The sequence below is a fragment of the Treponema parvum genome (assembly GCF_017893945.1).
In the GTDB taxonomy this organism is placed as follows: domain Bacteria; phylum Spirochaetota; class Spirochaetia; order Treponematales; family Treponemataceae; genus Treponema_D; species Treponema_D parvum_A.
In genome coordinates this window covers 1,767,899-1,790,254 of record NZ_CP054257.1, presented here as the reverse complement: position 1 = coordinate 1,790,254, position 22,356 = coordinate 1,767,899, and the positions used below count along the sequence as shown (strand labels likewise).

Here is a 22,356-nt window from a genome sequence, read left to right as displayed (position 1 = left end):
TTTTCGGCAGCCCGTCGAGTTTAGGCGAAAGATCAGGAGCTGCAGATGGCCGAAAAAAAAGCGGATCGAAAAACGATTATTCCTTTTGTTCTTGAAGGTTCCGCCAAGCTGCCTGAGTATAAGAGCGAAGGCGCTTCGGGAGCCGATGTTTACGCCTGCTTAAAAGAGCCTGTAGTCCTAGCGCCCGGAGAATATAAGCTGATCCCTACGGGCTTAAGCTGCGCTATACCGGAAGGCTATGAAATACAGGTAAGGCCGCGTTCGGGACTTGCAGCCAAAAACGGAGTTACACTGTTAAACACTCCGGGCACGATCGACAGCGACTATCGCGGAGAGATAAAAATAATCCTTATAAATTTGGGAAAGGAGCCGTTTACGGTCAAAGATAAAGACCGTATAGCGCAATTTGTCGTTGCGCCCGTCGTTAAAGCGGATTTTAAAACGGTAACCTTTTTGGACGACACCGACCGCGGGCAAAACGGATTCGGTTCTACCGGCGTTTGATTTTTCCGATTTCCTTGCGTAAGTTTTGCCCTGTTATATGATTATGCTCATGTGATTATGTTTGAAAAACGTTTGAAAAAAATCGAAGGTGCTATTGAAAATTTTATAAGCGCTCTGATTTATTTTTTTAGAAAGATATTTTTACCCGGATCTTTGAATATTTTGTCCGACAATACCATAGGACGATATTTTGCCGGAGAACTTTTGCTGTATTTTTTTGTTTCATTCTTGTTTTTCTTTATGGTTTTTTTCGTAAACCAGATATTGCTTTTGGCGGAAAATATTCTGCAAAAAAGAGTTCCTGTAGGGGACGTCATACTGCTTGTCACATATTGCCTTCCGTTTATAATCGCTCAGTCCGCGCCCTTTGCCACGCTTGTAGGATTTTTGATGTGCATAGGACGAATGATGAGTTCCAACGAAATACTCATCATTCGCGCTTCGGGACTGGGCTATAAAAAAATTTTGGCGCCGGTCTTATCGCTCGGTCTTATAATTTCAGTAGTATCTTTTTTTGTAAACGATTATCTTTTGCCCTTGGGCACTATAAACTATTTACGGCTTTACAGGAACATCCTTCAGTCAAACCCTTCCGTTGAAATCGAGCCTCATTCCATTAAAAGGACTAACGATTCTACGCTCATAATCGGCGGCGTAAGCGGCACTGATATTTCGGATTTGATTTTATTCGACACTGACAGGAACGGCGATCAGAGGATCATAGTTTCCGGACATTCTTCCGTAATAAAATCGCGGCAGCGGGGCGTCGTCATGCAGATATCTATGGACAATGCGTTTGCATTGCTTTTGGATAAGGCGGACAGGGTTTCTTACGACACGCTTAAAGCGCGCTCCGTTGATTTGAATATTTTCGAATCTTCGTTTTTCGATCAGCCGAGCGGCATAAATCCAAGAGAAATGACTTCTTTCGATCTTTTTCGCCGTATTTCCGAAATGAAAAAAGACGAAAACACGCCTGAAAAAGTGCTTAATCAGTATGTTTTAGAATACAATAAAAAGTTTTCGATGCCGTTCGGCTCGTTGTTTTTTGCTTTGCTGGCCGTTCCGCTTGCGATAATTTTCGGAAAGCACAACGGGCAGACTATAGGGCTGATAATAGGAATTTTTATTTCGGTGTTTTACTGGGCTGTCATGATCCTCGGTCAAATTTTTTCTTCGAGGAGCGGACACGGCGGATTTATCAGCATGTGGATTCCGAATATAATAATAGCCGCTGCAGGATCCTTGTTTTACATAGGTATGATACGAAAATGAAACTTGTTTTGTATCTTTACAGGCGGTTTTTGTCCGTTTTTATAGGGGCTGCCTTATTTTTTTCATTTGCGCTCTTGCTCGTTGATCTGCTCATGAATTTATGGAAATTCATCTTAAACCAGGCAGCCTTGCCGGATGTTTTGCGGATAATGCTGTTTTATGCGCCGAAGACCGTATGGTATGCGGTTCCGGCGGCGGTTTTATTCGCTTCGTCCTATGTTTTAAGCGACCTCTATGCCAATAACGAACTCACTGTGATATTTGCCTCAGGTATTTCTCTCAGAAGATTTACGTTTCCTCTTTTGATTTTGTCGCTAATATTGAGTTTTTCATTGTTTTTCTTTGAAGACCGTATAGCCGCTCCGTTTTATGCAAAAAAAGTTGAGCTTCAAAACGAAGTTTTAAAAGCAGATAAGTCCAAGAGCAACGCAAGAATCGTCGTTCTTTCGGACTACGGGCGCATAGTTTATAAGGCGGATTTTTATGACGACGGCCGGCAGCAGCTTTATAAGCTTTATTTGGTTTTGCGCAACGAAGACAGGACGCCGGACTGTGTTATCGCCGCGGATTCGGCGTTGTGGGACGGTTTTGAACAAAGGTGGCAATTGCAGTCGGCGGTGGAATACAAGGTTTTTGACGACGGCATGAAAATCGTTCCTATAGAAGAAGGAATTGAAAGGCGCCTTACCGAACCTCCAGAAACGTTCAGAAACAATACCGTTTCTATGGAAGAAGTAAACACACGCGAAGCCCGCCAATATCTGGCGCATCTTAAACGGACAGGCCTGCCGTCGGCGGAGGCGAGGTCTGTTTATTATAAAAAATTTGCGTTTCCTTTTATCGTATTTATCGTAGTATTTTTGTCCGTAGGACTTTCCGGAAAAACACGAAAAAACGTTCTTCTTGTAAGTCTGTTTTTGTGCATAGGCGCTGCGGTTCTGTTCTATGTAACGCAGATGATCACCATGCTGCTTGCAAAATTCGGTTACATACCTCCTCTTTTGGGAGCGTGGTTTCCCGTGTTTTTATTTGTGATTTTAAGCGCCGTTTTGCTGAAATATTCGCGGACTTAAATTGACGTTCCGCCGGTATATTTGATTTTTTGGATCGGCCGGCTTTAGGAGTTTATATGGCTTTTTTTGAAATAACGTCCTCCGCCTCCGTATCGAACGGAAATGAACGCTGCGGCGTTTTAAATCTTCCTCACGGAACCGTCAAAACTCCCGTCTTTATGCCAGTGGGAACCAACGCTACCGTAAAAGCGATTTCTAAAGACGATCTTGAAGAAATAGGTTTTGACTTGATCTTGGCTAATACCTACCATCTTTTTTTGCGGCCTGGGCCGGATTTGATCGAAAGCGCGGGAGGACTGCACGGTTTTTCAGGCTGGCGGCGAAATTTTTTGACGGATTCGGGGGGATTTCAAGTTTTTTCGCTTTCCAAGATCAGAAAAATTTCATCGGAAGGAGTGACGTTTTCAAGCCACATAGACGGTTCAAAAAAGTTTTTTACGCCTGAAAGTGTAGTCGACATTCAAACACAGTATAACAGCGACATTCAAATGCAGCTTGACGTTTGCACGGGCTGGGACGCCGGCAGAGAAGAATCCGAAAAAGCGCTTGAAATAACTTCCCGCTGGCTTGAAAGGGCGAGAAGCGAATGGATAAAAAAACGCGAGTCAGGTTATGAGGGAATTTTATTCCCCATAGTTCAAGGGAATTTTTTTGAAGATTTACGCAAAAGAAGCGCAGAATTCGTTTCGAATTTTGAAGATTTGCAGGGAATCGCTATCGGAGGGCTTTCCGTCGGCGAGCCGTCTGAGCAGTTTGCGCATTTTTTGCAGCATACGGTTCGCTTTTTGCCTCAATCTAAGCCTAAATACGTTATGGGAATCGGAACGCCCGAATACATACTTGAAGCCGTAGCCGACGGAGTCGATATGTTCGATTGTGTTCTTCCCACCCGCAACGCGCGTAACGGTTCCTACTTTACGCACGAAGGAATGCTTTCGATAAAGCAGGAAAGATACGCCCGCGATTTTTCGCCGTTGGACGGTAAATGTAAATGCAAGGTATGCCGCAATTACAGCCGCGCCTATTTGCGCCATCTTTTTAAAACAAAGGAAATACTGGGTTCCATGCTGGCAACTTATCATAATCTTTATTTTTTAAATAATATGATGAATGAAATACGGGACGCTATCAGCGAAAACCGCTTTGACCAGTATCGTAAGGATTTTCTTGCTGGATTCGGAAGCGGTAATGTCCTATAATGGATTTTATAAAAAGAAATTGAATTATGTTAAATAAAAGAATCATAGCGGCGGTTTCGGCGCTTTTATCGGTTTGGTTTGCGTTTTCTCAGGATTCCGGCAGCGCGGTGTCTGACAGTGCATTGGCTCCGGACAACGCGCCGCCTTCAAACAGCGCAACGTCTGGGAATGCAGCTTCCGCCGGCGCCGAGCCCGCAGATCAAGGTGCGGATCAAAATAGTGTGTCGCCTGCCGGCAGCGAGACTTCCGGCGATGTGTCATCCGGCATGCCTTCCGGCAGCGCAGTATCCGAGAGTACGTCTTCCGGTAGTGCGGCCGACAGCGCGGCGCTTTCCACCGATACGCCCGAATCTGAAAATTCCGTTTCAGGCGGCCCTTCAAAAATCCCCGCAAAAAAACGTCCTCGAAAGCCGGACGGCGAAAAAGTTAAAATTGCACAGCAAAAAGACGTAGGAAAAGACGCTGTAAACGATAAGAAAGACACAATAAAGTACGGAATCGAAACCGATATAGTAAAGCTCGTAGAAGAACTTTCGTCAAACGACGATCCGCGTTTTACAGACGATCTGTATGACCTGTTTTATACCACAAAGAGCGACAGAATAAGGATCGCGATTCTTGATTATTTTGCAGGTCTTGAAGATCCTTGCCTTGAAGATTACGCCGTCGATATTTTAAACGATCCCTATGATGAAAATTCCGATCTCGTTTCGTCGGTCTTTAAATATGCGGCCGCCGTAAAGTCCAAGGCTGCGATCCCCGCAGTTATGGCAGTCCTTGAAAACGACAACGAAACCTATTTTAACAATGCGCTTACGACAATCGGCGCGATAGGCGGAAATGAAGAAGCCGCTGTTTTGGCGCAGTATCTTGAACGGGAAGACTTAAGCGTGGCTCAGCGTCAAACTCTTATGAAGGTGTTGGGGAGCATAAGAGCCGTAGAAACATGGCAGACACTTGCGGACATAGTTGAAAATGAAGATGAAAACGTATTTGTGCGCTGTTATGCCGCAGAATCCATAGGCGCCATGCAAAAAGAAGAATCTCTTCCCATTCTAAAGGAACTTTTCGAAGACAGGGATCCGAACCTGCGCATCTACGCTTTAAAAGGACTTTCCAATTATAAAAAAGACAAGGTAAAAGACGTATTCCTCGAAGCCTTGCGCGATCCGTATTATAAGGTGCGCCTTGAAGCGATCGCCGGAATCGAAAAATTGGATATAACGGAAGCTTCTCCTTCTCTCATATACCGCGCAAAAAACGATCCTGAAGCTGCGGTAAAAAAGGCTTCTTACCCTGTCATCGCGAAGCTTGAAACCTCTGAAGGCAACAAATTTTTAACGGAACTTCTGACCGACAAAAAAACAGGCGACGGCACTAAGGCTTTGGCTTCCGACGCCCTTATGAAGCACAAAAAAAGCGTCGCAAACGAGATTTTAGATCTGGCGAAGAGCGTAATAAAAGACAATACGCGTAAGCAGCTTCGTTATTCGCTCGGAAAGCAATTCGTAAAGTACGCAGCCGAAGAGAACCTCCGCCCGCAATTTGCCGAAATCTGCAAGTTATACTTGGAATCCGACGACGTTTTAACACGCGGAATAGGGCTTGACCTGTATGCGATAGGCCGCTACTCCGGCTCGGATGAGATCGTCCGAACGATCGCCGAAAGCGAAAAAAAATCCGCCGTTAAAACAAAGGCGAGAAAGATATTAAATTTGGATGACTAGAGCGGCTGCCGCGATATAAAAAGACCGCGCGCTTGCTTAAAGATTCTAATCGTAAAGATCGCTAAGGCTTCTGTAAAGCATGTTTATCTTTTCTTTTTGCGAATCCGAGAGTTTTAAAACATCGCCGCCGCTGTTTATTTCATCTATGAGGACTTCGAGCGAAGAAAGACTTTCGTTCAAGGCTGTTGAAAATCCGCGCGAAACTTTAAACCAGTAAGTGCCGTTCCCGTCCGTAAAAAGGCCTATGAATCCCATCTCCTTGCTTTTTGTTTTTGCGGCAGTTACTTTAAGCACATAGTCAAGAGTCTGTGTCAGTTTTGTGATTCCGCCGTCTTCGTTGATATTGATGTTGAATTTTCTGTTCCATTGACGTCCTTCGTCTACGGGCGTAAGGTCAAGCGCCTTTGCAAGTTTAAAAATCAATTCCATTTTTTCGCCTGAAAGCAGTTCATATCCGTTGCCGAAAACGATCTTACCGCGCAGGCCGTATATCTGTTTTAAAAGATTTTTGTCCTGTTCGGCCTTTGCGGCAAATTTGAATACGTCCCACGGAAGAAACAATGTTTTTTTGCCTTTGATCTTCTGAAGCGAAAAGGATTTGCCTCCGAAGCGGACGATGTCCTCGTCTTTTTCGGTTTTATTGTGCCGCCGGGAGTTTGCGCTTCCTGCAATTGCACTTTGCATAACTTCAAAGCTTTTTCCCTTCGCCGCTTCGCGATCTTCGCCTCTGACGCGTCTCTTTCGTATTCCGATGAGTTTTTCTTCAAGGTCTTGACCTATTCGTTTTAAAAGAGCGGATGTAAGAGGCGACACGCTCATTGCGAACATTCTGCTTGTTCGCACAATCTCTCCGGCGACTATGTAAAGAGGATCCTTTCTGAACATACACGATCCGGGGTGTATTGTGATGTGTTCCGCCGTAAGGCTTCTGTAGTTTTCTTTTCCGTCGCGTATGCATATAAATTGGATCATTCCCGCTCCTATGCAGCATAGATAATCGTCAAGGGATCCGGACGAAGAGACGGGAAAGCCCATGTCGCTTACGATCTGGGTAAGCTGAAGGTCAATGTTTTCTATTTCAGCCATCACCTTTGCGTCAAGAAAGTGTTTTTCGCAAAATTTTTCTCGGTCGTTCTTATTCTGCGCGATATAAAGAGAATAGACTTTTAAATATGTCACAAAATCTCCCTGTATATCGCGAAAGGCGTGGTGGGCCTGCCGTGCGTCCATCTCTTGTCCCGGCGGAAGGACAAAGGGAGACTGAGCGGACAAAAAAGCCGCCGCGACAAGAACCTGTTCCGTTACGTCGGGATAGTACATAAGCGATTCCACTATTATGCGGCTGATCCTCGGTTCTAGCGGAAATTGGACCATAAGCTTGCCTACGGGAGAAAGGGTATTGTCGCCGTCAAGGGCTTTAAGCATGTTGAGGGTTTCTACTGCGCCTATTATTCCTTCTTTTCCCGGCGGAGATATAAAATCGAAAGATTCAAAATCGGTGATTCCGAGTTCAGCCATTCTGAGTACGACTTCGCTCAAATCGGTGCGATAAATTTCTTCAAGGGTGTATGTTTCCCTCGTATCGAAATCCTTGCGCGGATAAAGTCGGTAGCACGTTCCTTCCCCTGTACGGCCTGCGCGTCCCCGCCGCTGATTGCATGACGCTTTTGAAACGGGCGTTTCCTGCAAGCTCGAAGTGAAGGTCTTGGGGCTGTAATAGTTCAGTTTCGCAAGTCCTGAGTCTATCACGGACGTTATTCCTGCGATTGTGACGGAAGTTTCCGCAATGTTTGTGGAAATTACCACCTTTTTTTTGCCGAACGGAGCGTTTTCAAAGACTTTTTCCTGATCTTCTTTAGGAAGCCTCCCGTATAACGGAATGATGTGAATTTTATTTCTGAATGGCGAGTGATAAAGTTTTTGCATGCAGTCTTTTATTACCTTTTCGCCGGGCAAAAAGATAAGGATGTCGCCGCCGCTGCGATTGGCCAGGATCCTGTCTATTATCACGGAAATCTTTTCAAGAAGCGCTTCCGTCGCGGTGAGCGTAAGAGTGCTTGCGGGAATTGCCGGCGGATCATACACGATCGTAACGGGATATGTAATCGTGTCTATAGTCACGATAGGACATCCGTCAAAATAATTTGAAAACGCTTCCGCGTTCATTGTCGCCGAAGACACTACGACTTTAAAATCTTTCCGTTCGGTCAATATGCGTTTTAAAAGTCCCAGAACAAAGTCTATGTTAAGACTTCTTTCGTGCGCTTCGTCTACCATGATCACCGAATACTTGCTTAGCCACGGATCCAGTTTCATTTCCTGCAAGAGAATTCCGTCGGTCATGATCTTTATGAGGGTGGTATTGTCCGTCTTGTCCTCAAAGCGCATTTTGTAACCCACAAGCCCGGGGAATTTGGTGTTGAGCTGTTTGGCAATAAATTCGCTTACCGAAAGGGCGGCTATGCGGCGCGGCTGAGTTACGGCTATCATTCCGTTTGAAGAATAACCCGCTTCGTGCAGTATTACGGGAATCTGCGTGGTTTTACCGGAACCTGTTGGACTTTGAACTACGATCACCTGATTTTGCGCGAGAGTGTCCAATATGCGCTGCTTTTGCGCATAGACGGGAAGTTTTGTATAATCTTGCCTGATATTTACCGCCATATTGTTTTTCCTTAAGTCGTTTACTCGTTTATGCCGCTTTTAGTGTGTTAACTGAATGGCGAGTTTTGAAAACGATATGCTCAAGGCGAGATTCCGGCTGCGTGACGCTTCGAGCGTTATGCTTAAAGAATTTCTCTCAAAAAGCTCGACCGCGGCATTTACCGTGAGCGTAGCGAACGACGTTCTCGCCGAAAGCATTGTATTACTAGCAGATATTTTCAAAACTTGATATTTGGCCGAATAGAATATGAAGTCTTTTCGATACTCCGCATTTTAAGGAACCTTTAATTCTTTTTACCCGCCTGTACCATCGTGATCGCACAGGTGACTACGATATCTTCGGAAGAACATCCGCGTGAAAGGTCTGAAATAGGTTTTGCAAAGCCCTGAAGGACGGGGCCGTAAGCGTCTGCGTGCGCCAGCCGCTGCACGAGTTTATAGCCTATGTTTCCTGCGTTTAGATCGGGAAAGATCATAGTGTTTACTTTTCCTTCAATCGGAGATCCGGGAGCCTTTTGCGCCGTAACCGAAGGGATAAGAGCCGCATCCGCCTGCAGTTCCCCGTCAACCAAAAGCGAAGGCGCCTTTTCTTTTACGGTTTTCAGAGCGTTCTGAACTTTTTCCACGGAAGGGCTTTTTGCCGAACCCTTTGTCGAAAAAGAGAGCATTGCGACAGCCGGCTCGACGCCGAGCAGATCTTTGCAGGATTTTGCCGAAGAAATTGCAATATCGGCAAGCTGCTCCGCATCGGGATCGGGATTTACCGCGCAATCGCCGAAGATCATAAGGCCTTCATGTCCCCATTTTTTGTCGTGCGTGTCTATCACAAAGCAGGAAGACGCCGTCTTTGTTCCTGGGGCGGTTTTAATGATCGTAAGCCCTGCGCGGAGCATGTCTGCGGTGGAAGAAAGCGCTCCCGAAACCATAGTGTCCGCAAATCCTTTTCTTACCATCATCGCGCCGAAACGCATAGGATCCTGAATTTCAATGCGAGCCTTTTCAAGCGGCATAAGCGGATTGCCTTTTTCGTCAACCTTCTTCTTTCTGAGATCAAAATACTCTTGGGCAAAATCATCGATCCATTCAGAAGACGAAGGATCCACTATCGTAATTCCTTCCAAAGAAACGCCCTTGTCTTTTGCAACTTTTTCAACGTCTGCTTTTTTACCGAGCAGGGTGAGTTTTCCCGCAAGTTTTTCTTCAACGATTTTTGCAGCTGCAACAACGGTGCGGGGTTCCGTTCCTTCCGGCAATACCAAAAAATTCTTGTATTCGCGCGCCTTCTTTTTCATCTCTTCAACAAAATTCATAACAAACCCTCGAAAAATAACTTTTATTTGCAAGCAATCGGACGGATTGCCGTCGCCCAGCGGGAAACGCCGCTTTATTCACGTTCGGATAATCAGTGCTGACTTTATAATAATGTCTGTGAGCTCTTTTTGCAACCGCACAGGAAAATTGTTTTGCAGTATTAAAAAAATTAATAATATAAAAGCAATAAAACCCTTTGTTTCCGGCAGCTAAGAAGAATGATTGAATTCCTTTTTTTATAAAGAAAGCTCTTTTGTATTTTATTTATGCAAAAGGGCTTTTGAAAAGCCGTTAACTTTCAAGAAAAAGTAAAAATATTTTTATGTAACAAGCACATTCTTTACATATTGCGGATCAGCTGAAACGATTTTCAAAAGCGATAAAGCTGCTCCCGCAGGTTTTCTTCTTCCTTGCTCCCAGTTACGCAGCGTTCCGACGCTGACATTAAGCATTGCCGCAAATTCTTCTTGTGTTTTGTTTGTTTTATTACGTATTTCACTGATGTCTAAAGGCTCAATGTGAAAAACCCGTGAAGGCTTCATTTTTCCTTCTTCAATCGAAATCGCCTCTTTTACACTTTGTTTGAGTTCGTCAAACATTTCATTAGGCATTCTTTTCTTTAACATAATAGACCCTTCTTAAATGTTTTAGCCGCTTTGAGACAGCTTTATCATAAGGCTATCCCAAAACATTTAATCAAAATCTTCTATCATTGAAGATCTTTAACCAAAAGAGCCAAATCTTTGATTTGTTCCCTCGTAAGATCTCCTGCCTGATTTTTGGCGTAGCAATACAACAAATATATTTTCGTATTTGATTTTATAAAATAAATAATTCTAATTCCACTGCTTTTACCGGAGTATTTCGTTTTCCATCGTATTTTTCTTATCCCACCACCGTGTTTAATTAACTTTCCTCTTAATGGATTGCATACTAAGTATTCTCGAAATTGGGCATAAGTTATGCCATCTAATAATTGATCTATCCGCTTTTTAAAAATAGATGTTTCAATTAGCTCCATAACTTATTCTCGATATAACTTTTGAAAAAACTTTTCGTATACCCATAAGCATATTTTGTTAATGATTAAAACCGAAACACGCGCCAAAGCGACCAAATGCACCTTCAGATTAATATTTCTTTAACATATATAATGTGCGTCATTGGCGTACATTTGTCAAGTGTTTTCATAAAAATCTCATAAAAAAGGATCGAACACGCCTCTCCCCGCGCAGGGAACGCCCTTTTTCCGTTAAAATCCACGCATTGACCTAGCTTTTATTTCCTTGTAAATTATTGACATGGTTGATTCTAGCAATAATGACCTGTTTGACAGGGAAGACGACGATTATGACACATATATCGCTCCGGATTTGAAATTTTCGGGCAATATACGCTTTGAAAGGCCCTTTATAGTAAAAGGGCAAATTTCAGGCAACATAGAAGCTTCCAGCGATCTGGTCGTCGATTCGGGGGCTGTGATAAATGCGGATATTTCGGCGGACAGAATTTTAGTCCGCGGAAAAATTACCGGCAACGTAAAAGGCAAGAGAGTTGTGTTTGTTACTTCTACCGGTTCCGTGAGCGGCGACATAACTTCCGCACAGGTAGTCCTTGAAGCCGGCAGCGATTTTACCGGACGCTGCACAATGATAAAATAAAGAGTTATGCGGCAGGCAAAGAAGTAACGTGCGCAAGATGCGCGCAGCCGCGGCATTTTCGAAAGATAAAGTCTTTTCGATGTGACGCAATTTATAGGATATTTATATGATGAAAAGAATTAGTTTAATTCCCTGGCTTTTTTTGTGCATTTTTTTTGCGTATCCGCAGGAAAAACCCGACGCGCTCAGAATGTATATTCAGGGCAACTACCTTGAAGCGATAAAGATCTGTGAAGGCGAAATCGCTTCGGAACCGGTTCACGCGGATTCGTTTGTCGTCCTATGCTGGAGCCTTGTGGCGAACAAACAGTATGCGGTTGCGGAACAGCGCGCTTCCGACGGATTGGCCTTAAGCCCATACGATCTTCGCCTTGTTGAAGTTTTAGGCGAAGCGAAGTATTACCAAGGAAAAAACAGGGAAGCGCTTGAGCTGTTTGAAAGATATTTGGCCGGTATTCCCGATTCCGGAAGCCGCGTAGGCGCCGCCTATTATTTTATGGGTGAAATTTACATCAGGCAGGCGAAGTATCAGCATGCCGACATTTCATTTACCGCCGCCGTCAAAAAAGATCCCCTTATGGAAAGATGGTGGACGCGGCTCGGCTATGCGCGGGAAAGGGCTAAAAACTACGTCGGCGCCGCAGCTGCTTACGACAAAGCCTTGGAATTGAATCCGTCGCAGGATGACGCCGTCGCAGGGAAGAGCAGGATCTCAAATATTTTAAGTCAGGCTCCCGCGCTTTAATGCGATATCATGTTCATTTTGAAACGCTCGGCTGCCGCCTTAATCAAATAGAAAGCGAAAGCGCCGCGCGTTTTTTTTCGGATTCGGGGTTTTCGGTCGATCTTGAGAACATGAGCGCTTCGGCCGTTCCCGCCGAGCGCACCGTGCTGTGCGTTGTAAACACATGTACGGTGACTACTAAGGCCGAACAAAAAGCCCGCAGAGTTATAAGGCTTTTGCTGAAAAAATATCCGGCTGCGGCCGTAGTCGTTACGGGCTGTTACGCACAGGTGGCGCCTGACGGAATTTCGGCGATGGACGAGCGCATTGCGGTTTTGCCGGGAATGAAAAAAAACCGCTTGGCGGACATTCCCCCGATTTTAAGCTCTTTTATTCATGAAAGGCCGAAATCGAACTGCGCAGAATATGATGCAGAATATGATTTTGACGCGTGCGGTTTTGTTCATCGTCTTTCGGAAAAACTTTTTTCGGTTTCGGGCGGCGGCGTTCTGTCTCCGCCTCGGAAGCAGCCGCTCAAGCCGGCCGTTTTTAAAGCGGTTCCTACAGCTCAAATCCCTGCTTCGGCAAAAAACACTTCGTTCATAGGTTTTTCGGAAGATCCGTTTCGCCTTTCGACGGACACTTTTTTAGCTCATTCGCGTTCTTCTATAAAAATTCAGGACGGTTGTAACTGCTCATGTACGTACTGCCGCATCCGCATAGCGCGTGGAAATTCTGTTTCGCTCGACGCCGAGTCCGTGCTTTCCCGCGTTCAGGCGCTGCAGAGGGCGGGGCAGAGCGAAGTTGTCATAACAAGCGTGAATATAGCTCAGTATGCAAGCGAATACGGCGGGCGTAAAATCGGTTTTACCGATCTGCTTCAAATTTTACTGGATAAAACTGACGGCATTGCGTTTAGGCTTTCAAGCTTGTATCCTGAAGTGGTGGATGAAAAGTTTTGCGCCTTGGCGAGCGATGACAGGATTCGGCCGCATTTTCATCTTTCGGTACAGAGCGGCAGCGATAAGATCCTTAAGGCGATGAATCGGCCGTACAGGATTGAACAGGTGTACAAGGCGGTAGAGCTTTTAAAAGCGGCAAAAAAAGATCCGTTTTTGGCGTGCGACATCATAGCTGGATTCCCCGGAGAAACCGACGAGGATTTTGATAAAACGCTGGAATTATGCCGTAAAGCGAATTTTACGTGGATTCACGTGTTTCCTTTTTCGCCGCGTCCGGGAACAAAAGCGTATTCTATGAAACCCAAGGTGGCACAGTCCGTTACGGGGAAAAGAGTTTCTGAGATTTTTTCTTTGGCGTGCAAAAACAAAACCGATTATATCTTAGCGATGAAAGGAAAAGCTCTTACGGCCGTCGCGGAAAAAGCATTTAAAGCGGATCACGGTGAGGTAAAAAACGCCGGTGAAAAACGACCTCAAGGCGGGCGGTTCAAAAACACATCATGTTTTAGCGCCTTAACCGAAAATTTTTTGCACTGCATAGTTGATTGCGGGGATTGCGGTGAAAAAACGGTTCCGCGTCCGGGAACTTCCGTAAAGATAAAGATAGTGTCCCCTCTTGAAGACGAAATAAGAGCGGGAAAAGAAGAAGAAGCGCGCGCGAAACTTGTGCGGGTTTTTTAGCGGAGGCTTGTGCCGTTTTTTGCGGCAAAAGTTTTATCACTGCATAAAGTCTTTTAAAGCCTTAACGTAAAGTTCTCTGTCGCAAAGAAAACTCGCCGCGTGTTCCGCCCCCGTTTTTAAAAATACCTTATGCCCTGTAAACGCTGCAAAATTTTCTTCGCTCATCGTTAAGGGAACAAAATTGTCTTTTGTTCCGTGAACAAACAAAATCTTGACGTTGTTCGTGCCCGTGTTTTTATTTAGGCCGCCTGCAAGGGGAGTTTGCGATTTTTTTTCATGCGGCGAAAGGGCTGCCAAAGTTGAATATGAATACGGATCGTAGCCGCAGAAAATTCTTATTTCCAAATTTATAAACGGCATAAAAAGCGCGGCGGGCAAATGATATTGGTTTTTAAGCCCCAGTTCCAGAATCTTTCCGGGGCTTGTAAAACCGCAGTCCGCAATTATTCCTTTGACGTTCGGAGGAAGTTCGTGTCCCGCCGCCATCAAAACCGTAGCGGCTCCCATGGAAACTCCGAAAAGCCAAACAGAATCGTCCGTGCCGAAGCGCGTATTGACGCAGTCTATCCAGCTTAGGCAGTCGTAACGCTCTTTTATGCCCAGCGTGATGTAAGTTCCTTCGCTGTTCCCGTGCGTTCTTTGATCGCACAAAAGTACGTTGTAGCCTTCGCCGTAAAAGTATTCGTAAATGCCTGCAAAGTCAAACGAGGCGAGGCTTTTGTATCCGTGCATGAGGATCACTGTTTCTTTTTTATTTTGTTGAGGATTTGTAAGCAGCGTTGCCGCCAAGGTTAAGCCGTCGAAGGATTTTATGCGCACTTGCTCACAGTCTTGCCGTGAAAGCCACTCTTGCGATTTTTTTATTTCATCTATGTATGGACTTCTGCTCCCTGCCGAATCAAGAGAAGGATCGTCCCAGCCTTTTTGAGGCCGCTTAAAATAACGATTAATCATGACCGATGTTATAACGGTTCCTAAGGCGATGTAAACAAATGCGAGTATGATTATTCCCTTCATGTTACCCTTATCCAATCGCATATAAACTCGGCGGGCTTCCGAAATTGGCGGCCTAAATGATCTGTCAAAATTAGCCGCCGAAAAAGTAAACTCTTTTTAGACCGTCCCGCAGTCCCGCCGACCGGTAGATCCGGCCTTTAAGACGCTCCGCAACCTTGCAGCCCGTCCGGTCGATCCGGCCTTATTTTAATTTTAGGCGTGCAAAAAGGCTTCCGGTATAGACCGCCTGAAAAATCTCAGGAATGTCGCTGTAAAAAGTTTTTTTTGCGTAAATTTGGTTGCCGATTCCTATGTTGAGTTTGGGCGACACGGGAATTTCATAATTTACGGTTCCTATACCGATCATTTCCCATCCTGTAAACATGTTATCCTGAAGCTGGTGGTTAAACACATACATGGCATAGCCGTGAAAGTCGGTGTCCAAAATAAACCCGTTTTTGCTTGTATATTTGAATTTCAGTACGGTTTCGTTCCCTACGGTGTAGTTGTAATCCCTAAAGGTTTCGTCCGGCGGCGGCACCTTTTCGCGCCTGTAATAATAATAGTCGGTGGTACCAAGAATAAGCGCGTCCGCATGCAGCTGCCACTCTATCTTGCTTCCGCCGGGATTTCTTATTCTTTGCTTGAATGCGGCTCCCAGCGCCAAAGATGAAAGCTCCGTAAACGAATGCCATATAAAATCATAGTCGAATATCATTCCGACCGAAGTATCTTTGTTTTCGCCCAGATCGATAAAACGTGAAAACATCATTCCGCTGCTTGTAATATGAATGTCGTACATGAGTTTTTCTTCAACGCTGCTCGCCCCTTTCCCGCTCCCGACGCCTACGGCTCCTCCTATGTCCAATTCGAATTGTCCGAAAGGAACGTTGGAATCCCAGCCGTAAGGGTCGTTGTAGACGACGTGAATTTCAGGTGAAAAAAACGCGGGAAAAATTTCCGTGTCGTCGCCGAAATCCGAAGAAAAATTCGTATATGTGCGAGCAGTGCCGGCTCCTAATTTAAATGAAAGTTCGCGTATGTTTCCCGTCGATCCCCGCTGTTTTTCGCCGTTCATAATGTCGGTCAAAAGCCTGTTCGGGTTTAAAGCCGCGGATAAAAGCCGCGATATTTCATCCGCTTCTACAGAAAGTCTGTAAAGCATTTCTCCGACGGCAAAGGCGCCTACGGTAGTGTATACCATGTCGTTGATCGAAGGCGAATTGCGCTCAAAAAACCATTCCCATATCGCGGAGCCCAATACGGTAACGCCGAACGATTCAAGTTGATTTAAGTTTGAAGCGCGCGAAGCCATGTAGTAAAGTCCGCCCTGATAAGGGTGAAGCACGAAATTTGTCCAATACCAGTCCGTGTCCCAAGAAATTTCATGTTCGTAAAAATATCTTGTGCTTTCCCAGTTTACCTTTGCCCACGACCTGTTGCCGACAAAACGGTTCCATCCGCTTATTACAAAATTGTCCAGCATCATGACTGACAGAGCCGTAAGATAATGCTTTTTAGGCGCAGTTTCGCCGCCGCTCTCGAGACTGTCCGCGGTAAAGTCCGCAGAGGAACCCGAAGCGGAACCTGCTGCAAAACCTATCTCCAAAGGTGAAAATCGTATTTCTGCAGGAGCCCTTTCCGTGTCTAAGTTTGCCGCAAAATTTAAAGCGATCGTCTTATCCTGCTTATCCTGTGCGGCCGTTTCATCGCGCTTAGCGGGGCCTTCGCCGCTGTAAACGGTATCCCGGCTTCGCTTGAAACTCCTCTGCGGATCCGTATCGATTTGCGCGCTTTGTTTTGCAGAGATAAAGGACAGGGCAAAGACAAAGGCGGCCGCAGAGACGACTTTTTTATAGATATTACTCTTATTCATATCAGAAACATTCCCTATGTGTTTTGTAAAGATGCGTAAAAAAATTGCGGGCTGATAAGTTTACGGACGAAATGCCGCAAATTGTATTTTATTTAAAATTTCACGTTTTACTTTGGCGTACGGTCTTGTATCAAAACGCAATTTATCGTATTACTAATATAACGATTTTCGCCTTGCGTTGCAAACAGATGCGAGGCGGCGTTGCATTAAATTGTGCGCAAAAAATGCGCGAAAACGGCATTCTCTGAAATCTAAATTTCCTCATATGCCGTTTTATTTAGGAGTTGTTATGAAAAAAGATGTTTTTGAAACAATGGCTAAGGTAAAGGTTGTTCCCGTAATAAAGATTGACGATCTGAAAAATACCTTGCCTCTTATTGATGCCCTCGTCGCAGGCGGTCTTCCGATCGCTGAAATAACGTTCCGTTCTCCCGTAGCCGCCGAGGCTATCAAGATAGTTGCAAAAGAAAGGCCGGACGTCCTGACCCTTGCGGGCACCGTCCTTACTTTGGAACAGGCCGAAAAGGCCGTAAATTCCGGCGCAAGCGCGATAGTCGCTCCCGGATACTATCCCGAACTTGGAGAATGGTGCGCTAAGAAAGGCATTCCGTACTGCCCCGGAGTGAACAGCCCGTCGCAGATGGAGCTCGCTCTGCGAAACGGCTTGGAAGTTGTAAAATTCTTTCCGGCGGAACAGTCCGGCGGCGCGGACTTTATAAAGGCCGTGGGAGCCGTTTATCCTCTTAAATTTATGCCTACCGGCGGCGTCACTCAAAAAAACATTAAGGATTATCTTGCTCTCAAGAATGTGCTTTGCTGCGGCGGTTCGTGGATGGTAAAAGCGGATCTTATAAATGAAGGCAAATTCGACGAAATCACGCGCCTTACAAAAGAAGCCATGTCGCTTGTAAAATAAATAGAAAACAGTAATAAATGGATATTACTGAGCGATTTTCAGATTCTGTCATTGTCGTCATGCGTAAAGCGATTTTGAACGCGGGCGGCAATGAAGTTTTTTTTACCGGCGCGATCGATTCCAAAGGGCTTGTCGTTTCGGTAACGGCCGCCGCCCGGGGCAACGAGCGCTCCGTTCCCGTAAATTTAAATGAAATGCGTGAATGTTCCGTTTTGATTCACAATCATCCGAACGGAATTCTTTTACCTTCGGAGGCGGATCTTGAAGTCGCTTCGCACGCTTCCGAAAACGCTCAAGGGTTCTACATAGTAAACAACGACGTAAACAGCGTGTATGTCGTCATGGAGCCCGTAAAACCCAAGGTAATAAAAAAACTTGACGTTGAAGACGCAGCTTTTTATCTGTCGGACGGCGGCCCCCTGTCTTTCCAATCGGAATCATTTGAAGAACGCCTTGTTCAGATCGAACTTTTAAAAAAGATAGTTTACGCCTTTAACGAAAATTCCATAGGCGTATTTGAAGCCGGAACGGGAGTAGGAAAGTCCTATGCCTATCTTATTCCTTCGATACTTTGGGCTGCTGAAAACAATGAGAGGGTTGTGATTTCCACAGGCACTATAAATTTGCAGCAGCAGCTATCCGAAAAAGACATCCCCGCCGCAGAAAAAATAATAGGAAAAAAAATCAAAACCGTTTTGGTAAAAGGCCGGCAGAATTTTATCTGTCTGAGGCGCTTGGAGGACATAGCGAACGACAGGGATATGTTCAGCGAAGACACTGAAACCATCGATAAAATTGCGGAATGGGCAAAATCTTCTCCTACGGGCAGCAGGAGCGACCTTCCGTTTATGCCGCCGGAAAATGTGTGGAGCCGCCTGTGTTCCGAAAGCGACGCCTGCATGGGAATGCGCTGCGTTCACCGCGAAAAGTGTTTTGTCATGCGCGTAAGAAAAGAAGCCGCCGGCGCAAATCTCCTTATAGTAAACCATCACCTTCTGTTCGCCGACATTGAATCGCGCATGAGCGGAATAGGGTATGACGATGCGGCCGTATTGCCGCCGTATAGAAGACTGATATTTGACGAAGCGCACGACATTGAAAGCTCCGCCACAAGTTTTTTTAGTGCAAGTCTTACGCGCTTCCGCCTTATGCGCCTTTTGAACCGCCTTTATCGCAAAAAACGCAATTCTTTAACGGGTTATCTTTTTACACTTCAGGCGCTTTCATCCGCTCCCGACGAGACGGCTCATGTGATTGAGTCGATTGAAAGTGTAAAAAACAATATAGCCGATCTTGAAAAAGTTTCGTTCGATCTTCTTTTAAACGAACATACGCTGCGCTTAAATTCTTCTTCCGCACGTTCTTTCGGCCCCGTGATCGCGCTTATCACAAATCTGGGTGACAACGTAGCCGCCGTCTGTGCGTTCGTTCGGGGCATTATGGAAGGGATCGACGATGACGGGAAAGAAAATTCCCAATATTGGGAAACAAGGAATATCTTGAGGCGCTTGGACGATATTACGGTGTTTTGTAAGAATTTCAGCGCATGGGAGGAACAAAGCGATACCGTATTTTGGCTGCAAAGACTTCGTATAAGCGCGCCTTCCTCCAAGAGCGACGAAAGTTCCCAGTACATACAATTTGTGCAGACGCCGCTCGACATATCTTCCCGCATGGCGTCGGGTGTTTTCGAGCCGATGAAAACGGTTGTGTGCACTTCGGCTACGCTTTCCGTAGGAAAAAAATTTGATTTTTGGAACCGCCGTACGGGCGTCAACCGCATTGATGATGAAAGGCTTTTAACGGGAGAATTCCCGTCGCCGTTTCCTTATAGGACTAATATGCTCTTTTCCGTCATTTCGGACGCTCCGTTTCCCGACAGCATGGGTTATCAAAATTTTGTGGAAAAGGCCATCGTCCGCATGATCAAGGCTGCAGGCGGAAGAACTCTGGTATTGTTTACGTCTTACGATTCTCTGAAAAAATCATGCGAATATGCGCGCTCAGCCCTCAGATCTTCCGGGATCACAGTCTTTAAACAAGGAGAAGACGACCGTTTCAGACTTCTTGAGAACTTTAAAAAAGACACTTCCAGCGTTCTTTTTGCCACGGATTCATTCAGGCAAGGCATCGACGTGCCGGGCGAGTCCCTTTCCCAAGTTATAATCGTAAAACTTCCGTTCAGCGTTCCAAACGATCCGGTTTTTGCCGCGCGTTCCGAACTGATAGAACAGAGGGGCGGAAGCTCTTTTATGGATCTAAGCGTTCCTGAAGCGATAATAAAATTTCGCCAGGGAATAGGAAGGCTTATAAGGCGAAGCGACGACCGCGGATGCATAGTTGTCTTTGACCGCCGCATAATGGAAAAACCGTACGGGCGGCTTTTTATTTCAAGCATCCCCGAAGCGAAGTGTATTTATGCGCCGCTTGAAGAAAGCGCCGAACGTGTGGAGCGTTTTTTGGACGCGTAAAAATTTTGTGCAAGGCGCGTCGACAGCCGCCGGCGACCGTAGTTTAGAGCCGCACCGAAAACATTCGGAGACAGTTCCTGCACAGCGTCTTTAATTTGCAGCATTAAAAAAAACGGCTACACTCCCGGCAGCGTCCTGCCGTTCGCCGCGGCTGACCGTAATAGGTATCGGACTGCGCTCGCTTTCTTCTGGAAAGCTCGCTTGCCAACGGTCAGAGCGGCTCGGCGTCAGTTATCGCTGCCTCGCGTTTCGCCTTTTTTCCTTTTAACGTAGGCATTTCCATACGCTAATACATTTACGCAGTTCTTTCCCCGCCGTCGCACCGAAAACATTCGCCGACAGATTCTGCACAGCGCCTTTCATTTTTTTTGTCTTGACCTGAGCGGCCGTAATTGATATTATAGACGAAAATCAAATCATAATTTGGCATGGAGGTGTGTTATGGCTGGAGCCAGTAAAAACTCTCGTACTACTGTTGCAAAACAGACATTTATTGATCCGGAATCCGGCGGCGAAATAGTCATGAAAACAATACTTAAAAACGGTAAGCTCAGAAATGTAGCGGTATGTGAAAAAACACAGCGCACGGAAAGACGACCGAAGGATTTTCTTAAATAATTGTTTTAGTTACAAAAGACCTGCACCTTTATGCAGGCTTTTTTTTGCTCTAAACTTAATATTTCATTTAATTTGCCTGAGCCTGCGGCATCGATCGGTGCGGGCGGCATTAATCGGCGCAGCGGTCTATTTCATTTTATGCTAGGCTTTTTCTTCAGTTCGCCATTTATCAAGTTGTGCGCCGATGAGAGCCTTTGCTTCGTTTAAAACCGCATTCTGTTCTTCTTTTCCGTTGGGAGGCGGAAAGACTTTTAAAACCTTTACTCGATACGAACCGTCTTTAAGGTTTGTAAATATGTTTTTAAGGTTGTTGATTTTCCAGCCGCCTTCAAGGGCGCAGACGGCAACCGGCAGGTGCACTGCGTCGGTGAGTCTTCTGAACCCTGCAGCATAAAATTGCCCCAAACTTCCGTCTTTGCTTCGCGTTCCTTCGGGAAACAATACGGGAATCTGATCCCGCTCCTTTACGCGTAAGGCAAATTTGTCCAATTCACGCATCGCAACCGAAGGATTTCCTTTTCTGGGAATTATACAGTGTTCGTGTGCTCTCAGCATTTCCGAAACAAGCGGTACGTGCCGTCCTAAAGAGTCTTTTGCGACAAAGCGGAGGTCTTTTTCCGGCAAGAACACCATGTAAAGGGGAATATCCATCAGACTTTGGTGATTTGATATCACTAAAAACTGTTCGGGAAGAAGTTTTTTACTTGCGGCATCGTCGTCAAAATGAAAATTCTTATAAAGGTTCAAAATTGCAAACACGCGGTGCGCGCAGACTTTTACAATGTAATTTGAAATTCTTATGCAAAGTTTTTTAGAAACAGGGTAGGCAAAGATATTCAATATTGCAACCCACGCTAAGGCTACAAGCAGGCAGGACATCGTAATAAAATTTATCATACGGAGAATTGTAACTTCAATTATTTTTACTGTCAATTTGTATGCTTGACTAAAGCTGTTTCGCTCTGTTAATATATTATATTATTAGTTTTTTGTTTTGGGGGTCATCCTTTGTCTGTAAAAAAAACATCTGCAGAAAAACGGTTCGCACAGAGTGAAGTGCGTCGGTTGCGCAATAAATCGATTAAGAGCAAGTGTCATACATGCGTCAGGCGGTTTGTAGAAGCCGTCCAGAAAAAAGATCAAAAAGCTTCGGAAGATGCATTAAAAATCCTTGTAAAAGAACTTGACTCGGCGCGCGGAAAGGGCGTTTTAAAACCGAATGCCGTTTCCAGAAAAAAGTCTCGTATGATGAAACTTTACAACGTTTCATTTTTACAGTCTAAGTAATTTAAATTTACTGGCAACATGACGTATGTTTTGAGATTTTTTTGATCCCGAAACATACGAATTTTTTTGTTGAGGTTCTTCAATGTCCGCTAAAAAAATTACCAAATATGATCTGGTTGAATCCGTGTATCAAAACACAAAACATGAAAAACGTGTTGTGCAGGACATTGTAGAAAATTTATTGGTAGAACTTAAAACTGTTTTAAAAGACGGCGCCACTATAGAGCTCAGAGGATTCGGTACGTTTGAACCTCGTTTGCGAAAAGGTCGCTCAAGAGCCCGCAATCCCAAGACGGGAGAGCAGCTATCGGTAGCTCCTCATTATGTAGCGGCTTTCCGCTCGGGGCAGGAGCTGAAAAAAGCTCTGTGGGATCTTCCCGTCAAAGAGGACAAAAAGGACTAGCATTGCCT

At 45.3% G+C, this 22,356-nt stretch carries 21 protein-coding genes; 14 read left to right on the top strand and 7 right to left on the bottom strand.

Features of this window, described 5'->3' with window-relative positions:
• The first annotated feature begins 45 nt into the window (after positions 1-45).
• From dut to HRI96_RS07895, 5 genes are read left to right on the top strand one after another with little or no spacing between them, the layout of a single operon-like run.
• Entirely contained in the window at positions 46-504 is a 459-nt protein-coding gene (gene dut, locus HRI96_RS07915) for a dUTP diphosphatase (RefSeq protein WP_210116844.1), read from the top strand.
• A 57-nt stretch (positions 505-561) separates the two neighbouring features.
• On the top strand, positions 562-1,779 hold the full coding sequence (locus HRI96_RS07910) for an LptF/LptG family permease (protein ID WP_210116843.1): 1,218 nt from the start codon (positions 562-564) through the stop codon (positions 1,777-1,779).
• A complete protein-coding gene (locus tag HRI96_RS07905) occupies positions 1,776-2,852 on the top strand; it encodes an LptF/LptG family permease (RefSeq protein WP_210116842.1) in 1,077 nt (358 codons plus the stop codon). Before HRI96_RS07910 ends, HRI96_RS07905 begins: the two co-directional genes overlap by 4 nt.
• Positions 2,853-2,908: 56 nt before the next feature.
• Positions 2,909-4,051, top strand: coding sequence for a tRNA guanosine(34) transglycosylase Tgt (gene tgt / locus HRI96_RS07900; protein ID WP_210116841.1), 1,143 nt, complete (start codon positions 2,909-2,911; stop codon positions 4,049-4,051).
• A 26-nt stretch (positions 4,052-4,077) separates the two neighbouring features.
• Positions 4,078-5,778: a HEAT repeat domain-containing protein gene (locus tag HRI96_RS07895; protein ID WP_210116840.1), complete on the top strand. Its 1,701-nt coding sequence runs from the start codon at positions 4,078-4,080 to the stop codon at positions 5,776-5,778.
• 45 nt (positions 5,779-5,823) lie between these two features.
• Here HRI96_RS07895 and HRI96_RS07890 read toward each other — a convergent pair whose 3' ends face one another.
• The gene (locus HRI96_RS07890; protein WP_210116839.1) at positions 5,824-8,442 is read right to left on the bottom strand and encodes a helicase-related protein; all 2,619 of its coding nucleotides are present in this window, start codon (positions 8,440-8,442) and stop codon (positions 5,824-5,826) included.
• A gap of 55 nt (positions 8,443-8,497) precedes the next feature.
• On the opposite strand from HRI96_RS07890, the gene HRI96_RS07885 reads away from it, so the two are divergent.
• Positions 8,498-8,671, top strand: a complete 174-nt coding sequence (locus tag HRI96_RS07885) for a hypothetical protein (protein ID WP_210116838.1) — start codon at positions 8,498-8,500, stop codon at positions 8,669-8,671.
• A gap of 55 nt (positions 8,672-8,726) precedes the next feature.
• Here HRI96_RS07885 and pta read toward each other — a convergent pair whose 3' ends face one another.
• The 3 genes from pta to HRI96_RS07870 form a co-directional block, all read right to left on the bottom strand.
• A complete protein-coding gene (gene pta, locus HRI96_RS07880; protein ID WP_210116837.1) occupies positions 8,727-9,752 on the bottom strand; it encodes a phosphate acetyltransferase in 1,026 nt (341 codons plus the stop codon).
• A gap of 321 nt (positions 9,753-10,073) precedes the next feature.
• Positions 10,074-10,379, bottom strand: a complete 306-nt coding sequence (gene nadS, locus HRI96_RS07875) for a NadS family protein (RefSeq protein ID WP_256729188.1) — start codon at positions 10,377-10,379, stop codon at positions 10,074-10,076.
• Positions 10,380-10,462: 83 nt separating this feature from the next.
• Positions 10,463-10,774: a type II toxin-antitoxin system RelE/ParE family toxin gene (locus tag HRI96_RS07870; RefSeq protein ID WP_210116836.1), complete on the bottom strand. Its 312-nt coding sequence runs from the start codon at positions 10,772-10,774 to the stop codon at positions 10,463-10,465.
• 280 nt (positions 10,775-11,054) lie between these two features.
• Between HRI96_RS07870 and HRI96_RS07865 the strand changes: the two genes are divergently transcribed.
• The 3 genes from HRI96_RS07865 (at position 11,055) to mtaB (ending at position 13,781) form a co-directional block, all read left to right on the top strand.
• Complete coding sequence (locus tag HRI96_RS07865) at positions 11,055-11,414, top strand: bactofilin family protein (protein WP_210116835.1); 360 nt, start codon at positions 11,055-11,057, stop codon at positions 11,412-11,414.
• A 106-nt stretch (positions 11,415-11,520) separates the two neighbouring features.
• On the top strand, positions 11,521-12,159 hold the full coding sequence (locus tag HRI96_RS07860) for a tetratricopeptide repeat protein (protein ID WP_210116834.1): 639 nt from the start codon (positions 11,521-11,523) through the stop codon (positions 12,157-12,159).
• On the top strand, positions 12,159-13,781 hold the full coding sequence (gene mtaB, locus HRI96_RS07855) for a tRNA (N(6)-L-threonylcarbamoyladenosine(37)-C(2))-methylthiotransferase MtaB (protein ID WP_210116833.1): 1,623 nt from the start codon (positions 12,159-12,161) through the stop codon (positions 13,779-13,781). The genes HRI96_RS07860 and mtaB overlap by 1 nt, the downstream gene beginning before the upstream one ends.
• A gap of 36 nt (positions 13,782-13,817) precedes the next feature.
• Here mtaB and HRI96_RS07850 read toward each other — a convergent pair whose 3' ends face one another.
• On the bottom strand, positions 13,818-14,813 hold the full coding sequence (locus HRI96_RS07850) for an alpha/beta hydrolase (RefSeq protein ID WP_210116832.1): 996 nt from the start codon (positions 14,811-14,813) through the stop codon (positions 13,818-13,820).
• A gap of 166 nt (positions 14,814-14,979) precedes the next feature.
• Positions 14,980-16,653 (bottom strand): DUF3943 domain-containing protein, encoded by a 1,674-nt coding sequence (locus HRI96_RS07845; protein ID WP_210116831.1) that lies wholly within the window; start codon positions 16,651-16,653, stop codon positions 14,980-14,982.
• A 289-nt stretch (positions 16,654-16,942) separates the two neighbouring features.
• Between HRI96_RS07845 and eda the strand changes: the two genes are divergently transcribed.
• The 3 genes from eda to HRI96_RS07830 all read left to right on the top strand — a co-directional run bounded on the left by eda (position 16,943) and on the right by HRI96_RS07830 (position 20,658).
• Complete coding sequence (gene eda / locus HRI96_RS07840) at positions 16,943-17,569, top strand: bifunctional 4-hydroxy-2-oxoglutarate aldolase/2-dehydro-3-deoxy-phosphogluconate aldolase (protein ID WP_210116830.1); 627 nt, start codon at positions 16,943-16,945, stop codon at positions 17,567-17,569.
• A gap of 59 nt (positions 17,570-17,628) precedes the next feature.
• Positions 17,629-20,040, top strand: a complete 2,412-nt coding sequence (locus tag HRI96_RS07835; RefSeq protein WP_256729187.1) for an ATP-dependent DNA helicase — start codon at positions 17,629-17,631, stop codon at positions 20,038-20,040.
• A gap of 441 nt (positions 20,041-20,481) precedes the next feature.
• A complete protein-coding gene (locus HRI96_RS07830; RefSeq protein WP_210116828.1) occupies positions 20,482-20,658 on the top strand; it encodes a hypothetical protein in 177 nt (58 codons plus the stop codon).
• Positions 20,659-20,799: 141 nt separating this feature from the next.
• Here the strand turns inward: HRI96_RS07830 and HRI96_RS07825 are convergent, their stop codons facing one another.
• Complete coding sequence (locus HRI96_RS07825; protein WP_210116827.1) at positions 20,800-21,555, bottom strand: lysophospholipid acyltransferase family protein; 756 nt, start codon at positions 21,553-21,555, stop codon at positions 20,800-20,802.
• A gap of 111 nt (positions 21,556-21,666) precedes the next feature.
• Between HRI96_RS07825 and rpsT the strand changes: the two genes are divergently transcribed.
• The gene (gene rpsT, locus HRI96_RS07820; RefSeq protein WP_210116826.1) at positions 21,667-21,945 is read left to right on the top strand and encodes a 30S ribosomal protein S20; all 279 of its coding nucleotides are present in this window, start codon (positions 21,667-21,669) and stop codon (positions 21,943-21,945) included.
• An 82-nt stretch (positions 21,946-22,027) separates the two neighbouring features.
• Positions 22,028-22,348, top strand: a complete 321-nt coding sequence (locus HRI96_RS07815) for an HU family DNA-binding protein (RefSeq protein WP_210116825.1) — start codon at positions 22,028-22,030, stop codon at positions 22,346-22,348.
• Positions 22,349-22,356: the final 8 nt, after the last annotated feature.

Coding starts and splice junctions, on each gene's coding strand:
- HRI96_RS07830 (WP_210116828.1), top strand. CDS start 20,482: ATGGCTGGAGCCAGTAAAAACTCTCGTACTACTGTTGCAAAACAGACA.
- HRI96_RS07860 (WP_210116834.1), top strand. CDS start 11,521: ATGATGAAAAGAATTAGTTTAATTCCCTGGCTTTTTTTGTGCATTTTT.
- HRI96_RS07905 (WP_210116842.1), top strand. CDS start 1,776: ATGAAACTTGTTTTGTATCTTTACAGGCGGTTTTTGTCCGTTTTTATA.
- mtaB (WP_210116833.1), top strand. CDS start 12,159: ATGCGATATCATGTTCATTTTGAAACGCTCGGCTGCCGCCTTAATCAA.
- eda (WP_210116830.1), top strand. CDS start 16,943: ATGAAAAAAGATGTTTTTGAAACAATGGCTAAGGTAAAGGTTGTTCCC.
- HRI96_RS07825 (WP_210116827.1), bottom strand. CDS start 21,555: ATGATAAATTTTATTACGATGTCCTGCCTGCTTGTAGCCTTAGCGTGG.
- HRI96_RS07845 (WP_210116831.1), bottom strand. CDS start 16,653: ATGAATAAGAGTAATATCTATAAAAAAGTCGTCTCTGCGGCCGCCTTT.
- HRI96_RS07910 (WP_210116843.1), top strand. CDS start 562: ATGTTTGAAAAACGTTTGAAAAAAATCGAAGGTGCTATTGAAAATTTT.
- HRI96_RS07890 (WP_210116839.1), bottom strand. CDS start 8,442: ATGGCGGTAAATATCAGGCAAGATTATACAAAACTTCCCGTCTATGCG.
- dut (WP_210116844.1), top strand. CDS start 46: ATGGCCGAAAAAAAAGCGGATCGAAAAACGATTATTCCTTTTGTTCTT.
- HRI96_RS07815 (WP_210116825.1), top strand. CDS start 22,028: ATGTCCGCTAAAAAAATTACCAAATATGATCTGGTTGAATCCGTGTAT.
- HRI96_RS07835 (WP_256729187.1), top strand. CDS start 17,629: ATGCGTAAAGCGATTTTGAACGCGGGCGGCAATGAAGTTTTTTTTACC.
- pta (WP_210116837.1), bottom strand. CDS start 9,752: ATGAATTTTGTTGAAGAGATGAAAAAGAAGGCGCGCGAATACAAGAAT.
- HRI96_RS07895 (WP_210116840.1), top strand. CDS start 4,078: ATGTTAAATAAAAGAATCATAGCGGCGGTTTCGGCGCTTTTATCGGTT.
- nadS (WP_256729188.1), bottom strand. CDS start 10,379: ATGTTAAAGAAAAGAATGCCTAATGAAATGTTTGACGAACTCAAACAA.
- tgt (WP_210116841.1), top strand. CDS start 2,909: ATGGCTTTTTTTGAAATAACGTCCTCCGCCTCCGTATCGAACGGAAAT.
- HRI96_RS07885 (WP_210116838.1), top strand. CDS start 8,498: ATGGCGAGTTTTGAAAACGATATGCTCAAGGCGAGATTCCGGCTGCGT.
- HRI96_RS07870 (WP_210116836.1), bottom strand. CDS start 10,774: ATGGAGCTAATTGAAACATCTATTTTTAAAAAGCGGATAGATCAATTA.
- HRI96_RS07865 (WP_210116835.1), top strand. CDS start 11,055: ATGGTTGATTCTAGCAATAATGACCTGTTTGACAGGGAAGACGACGAT.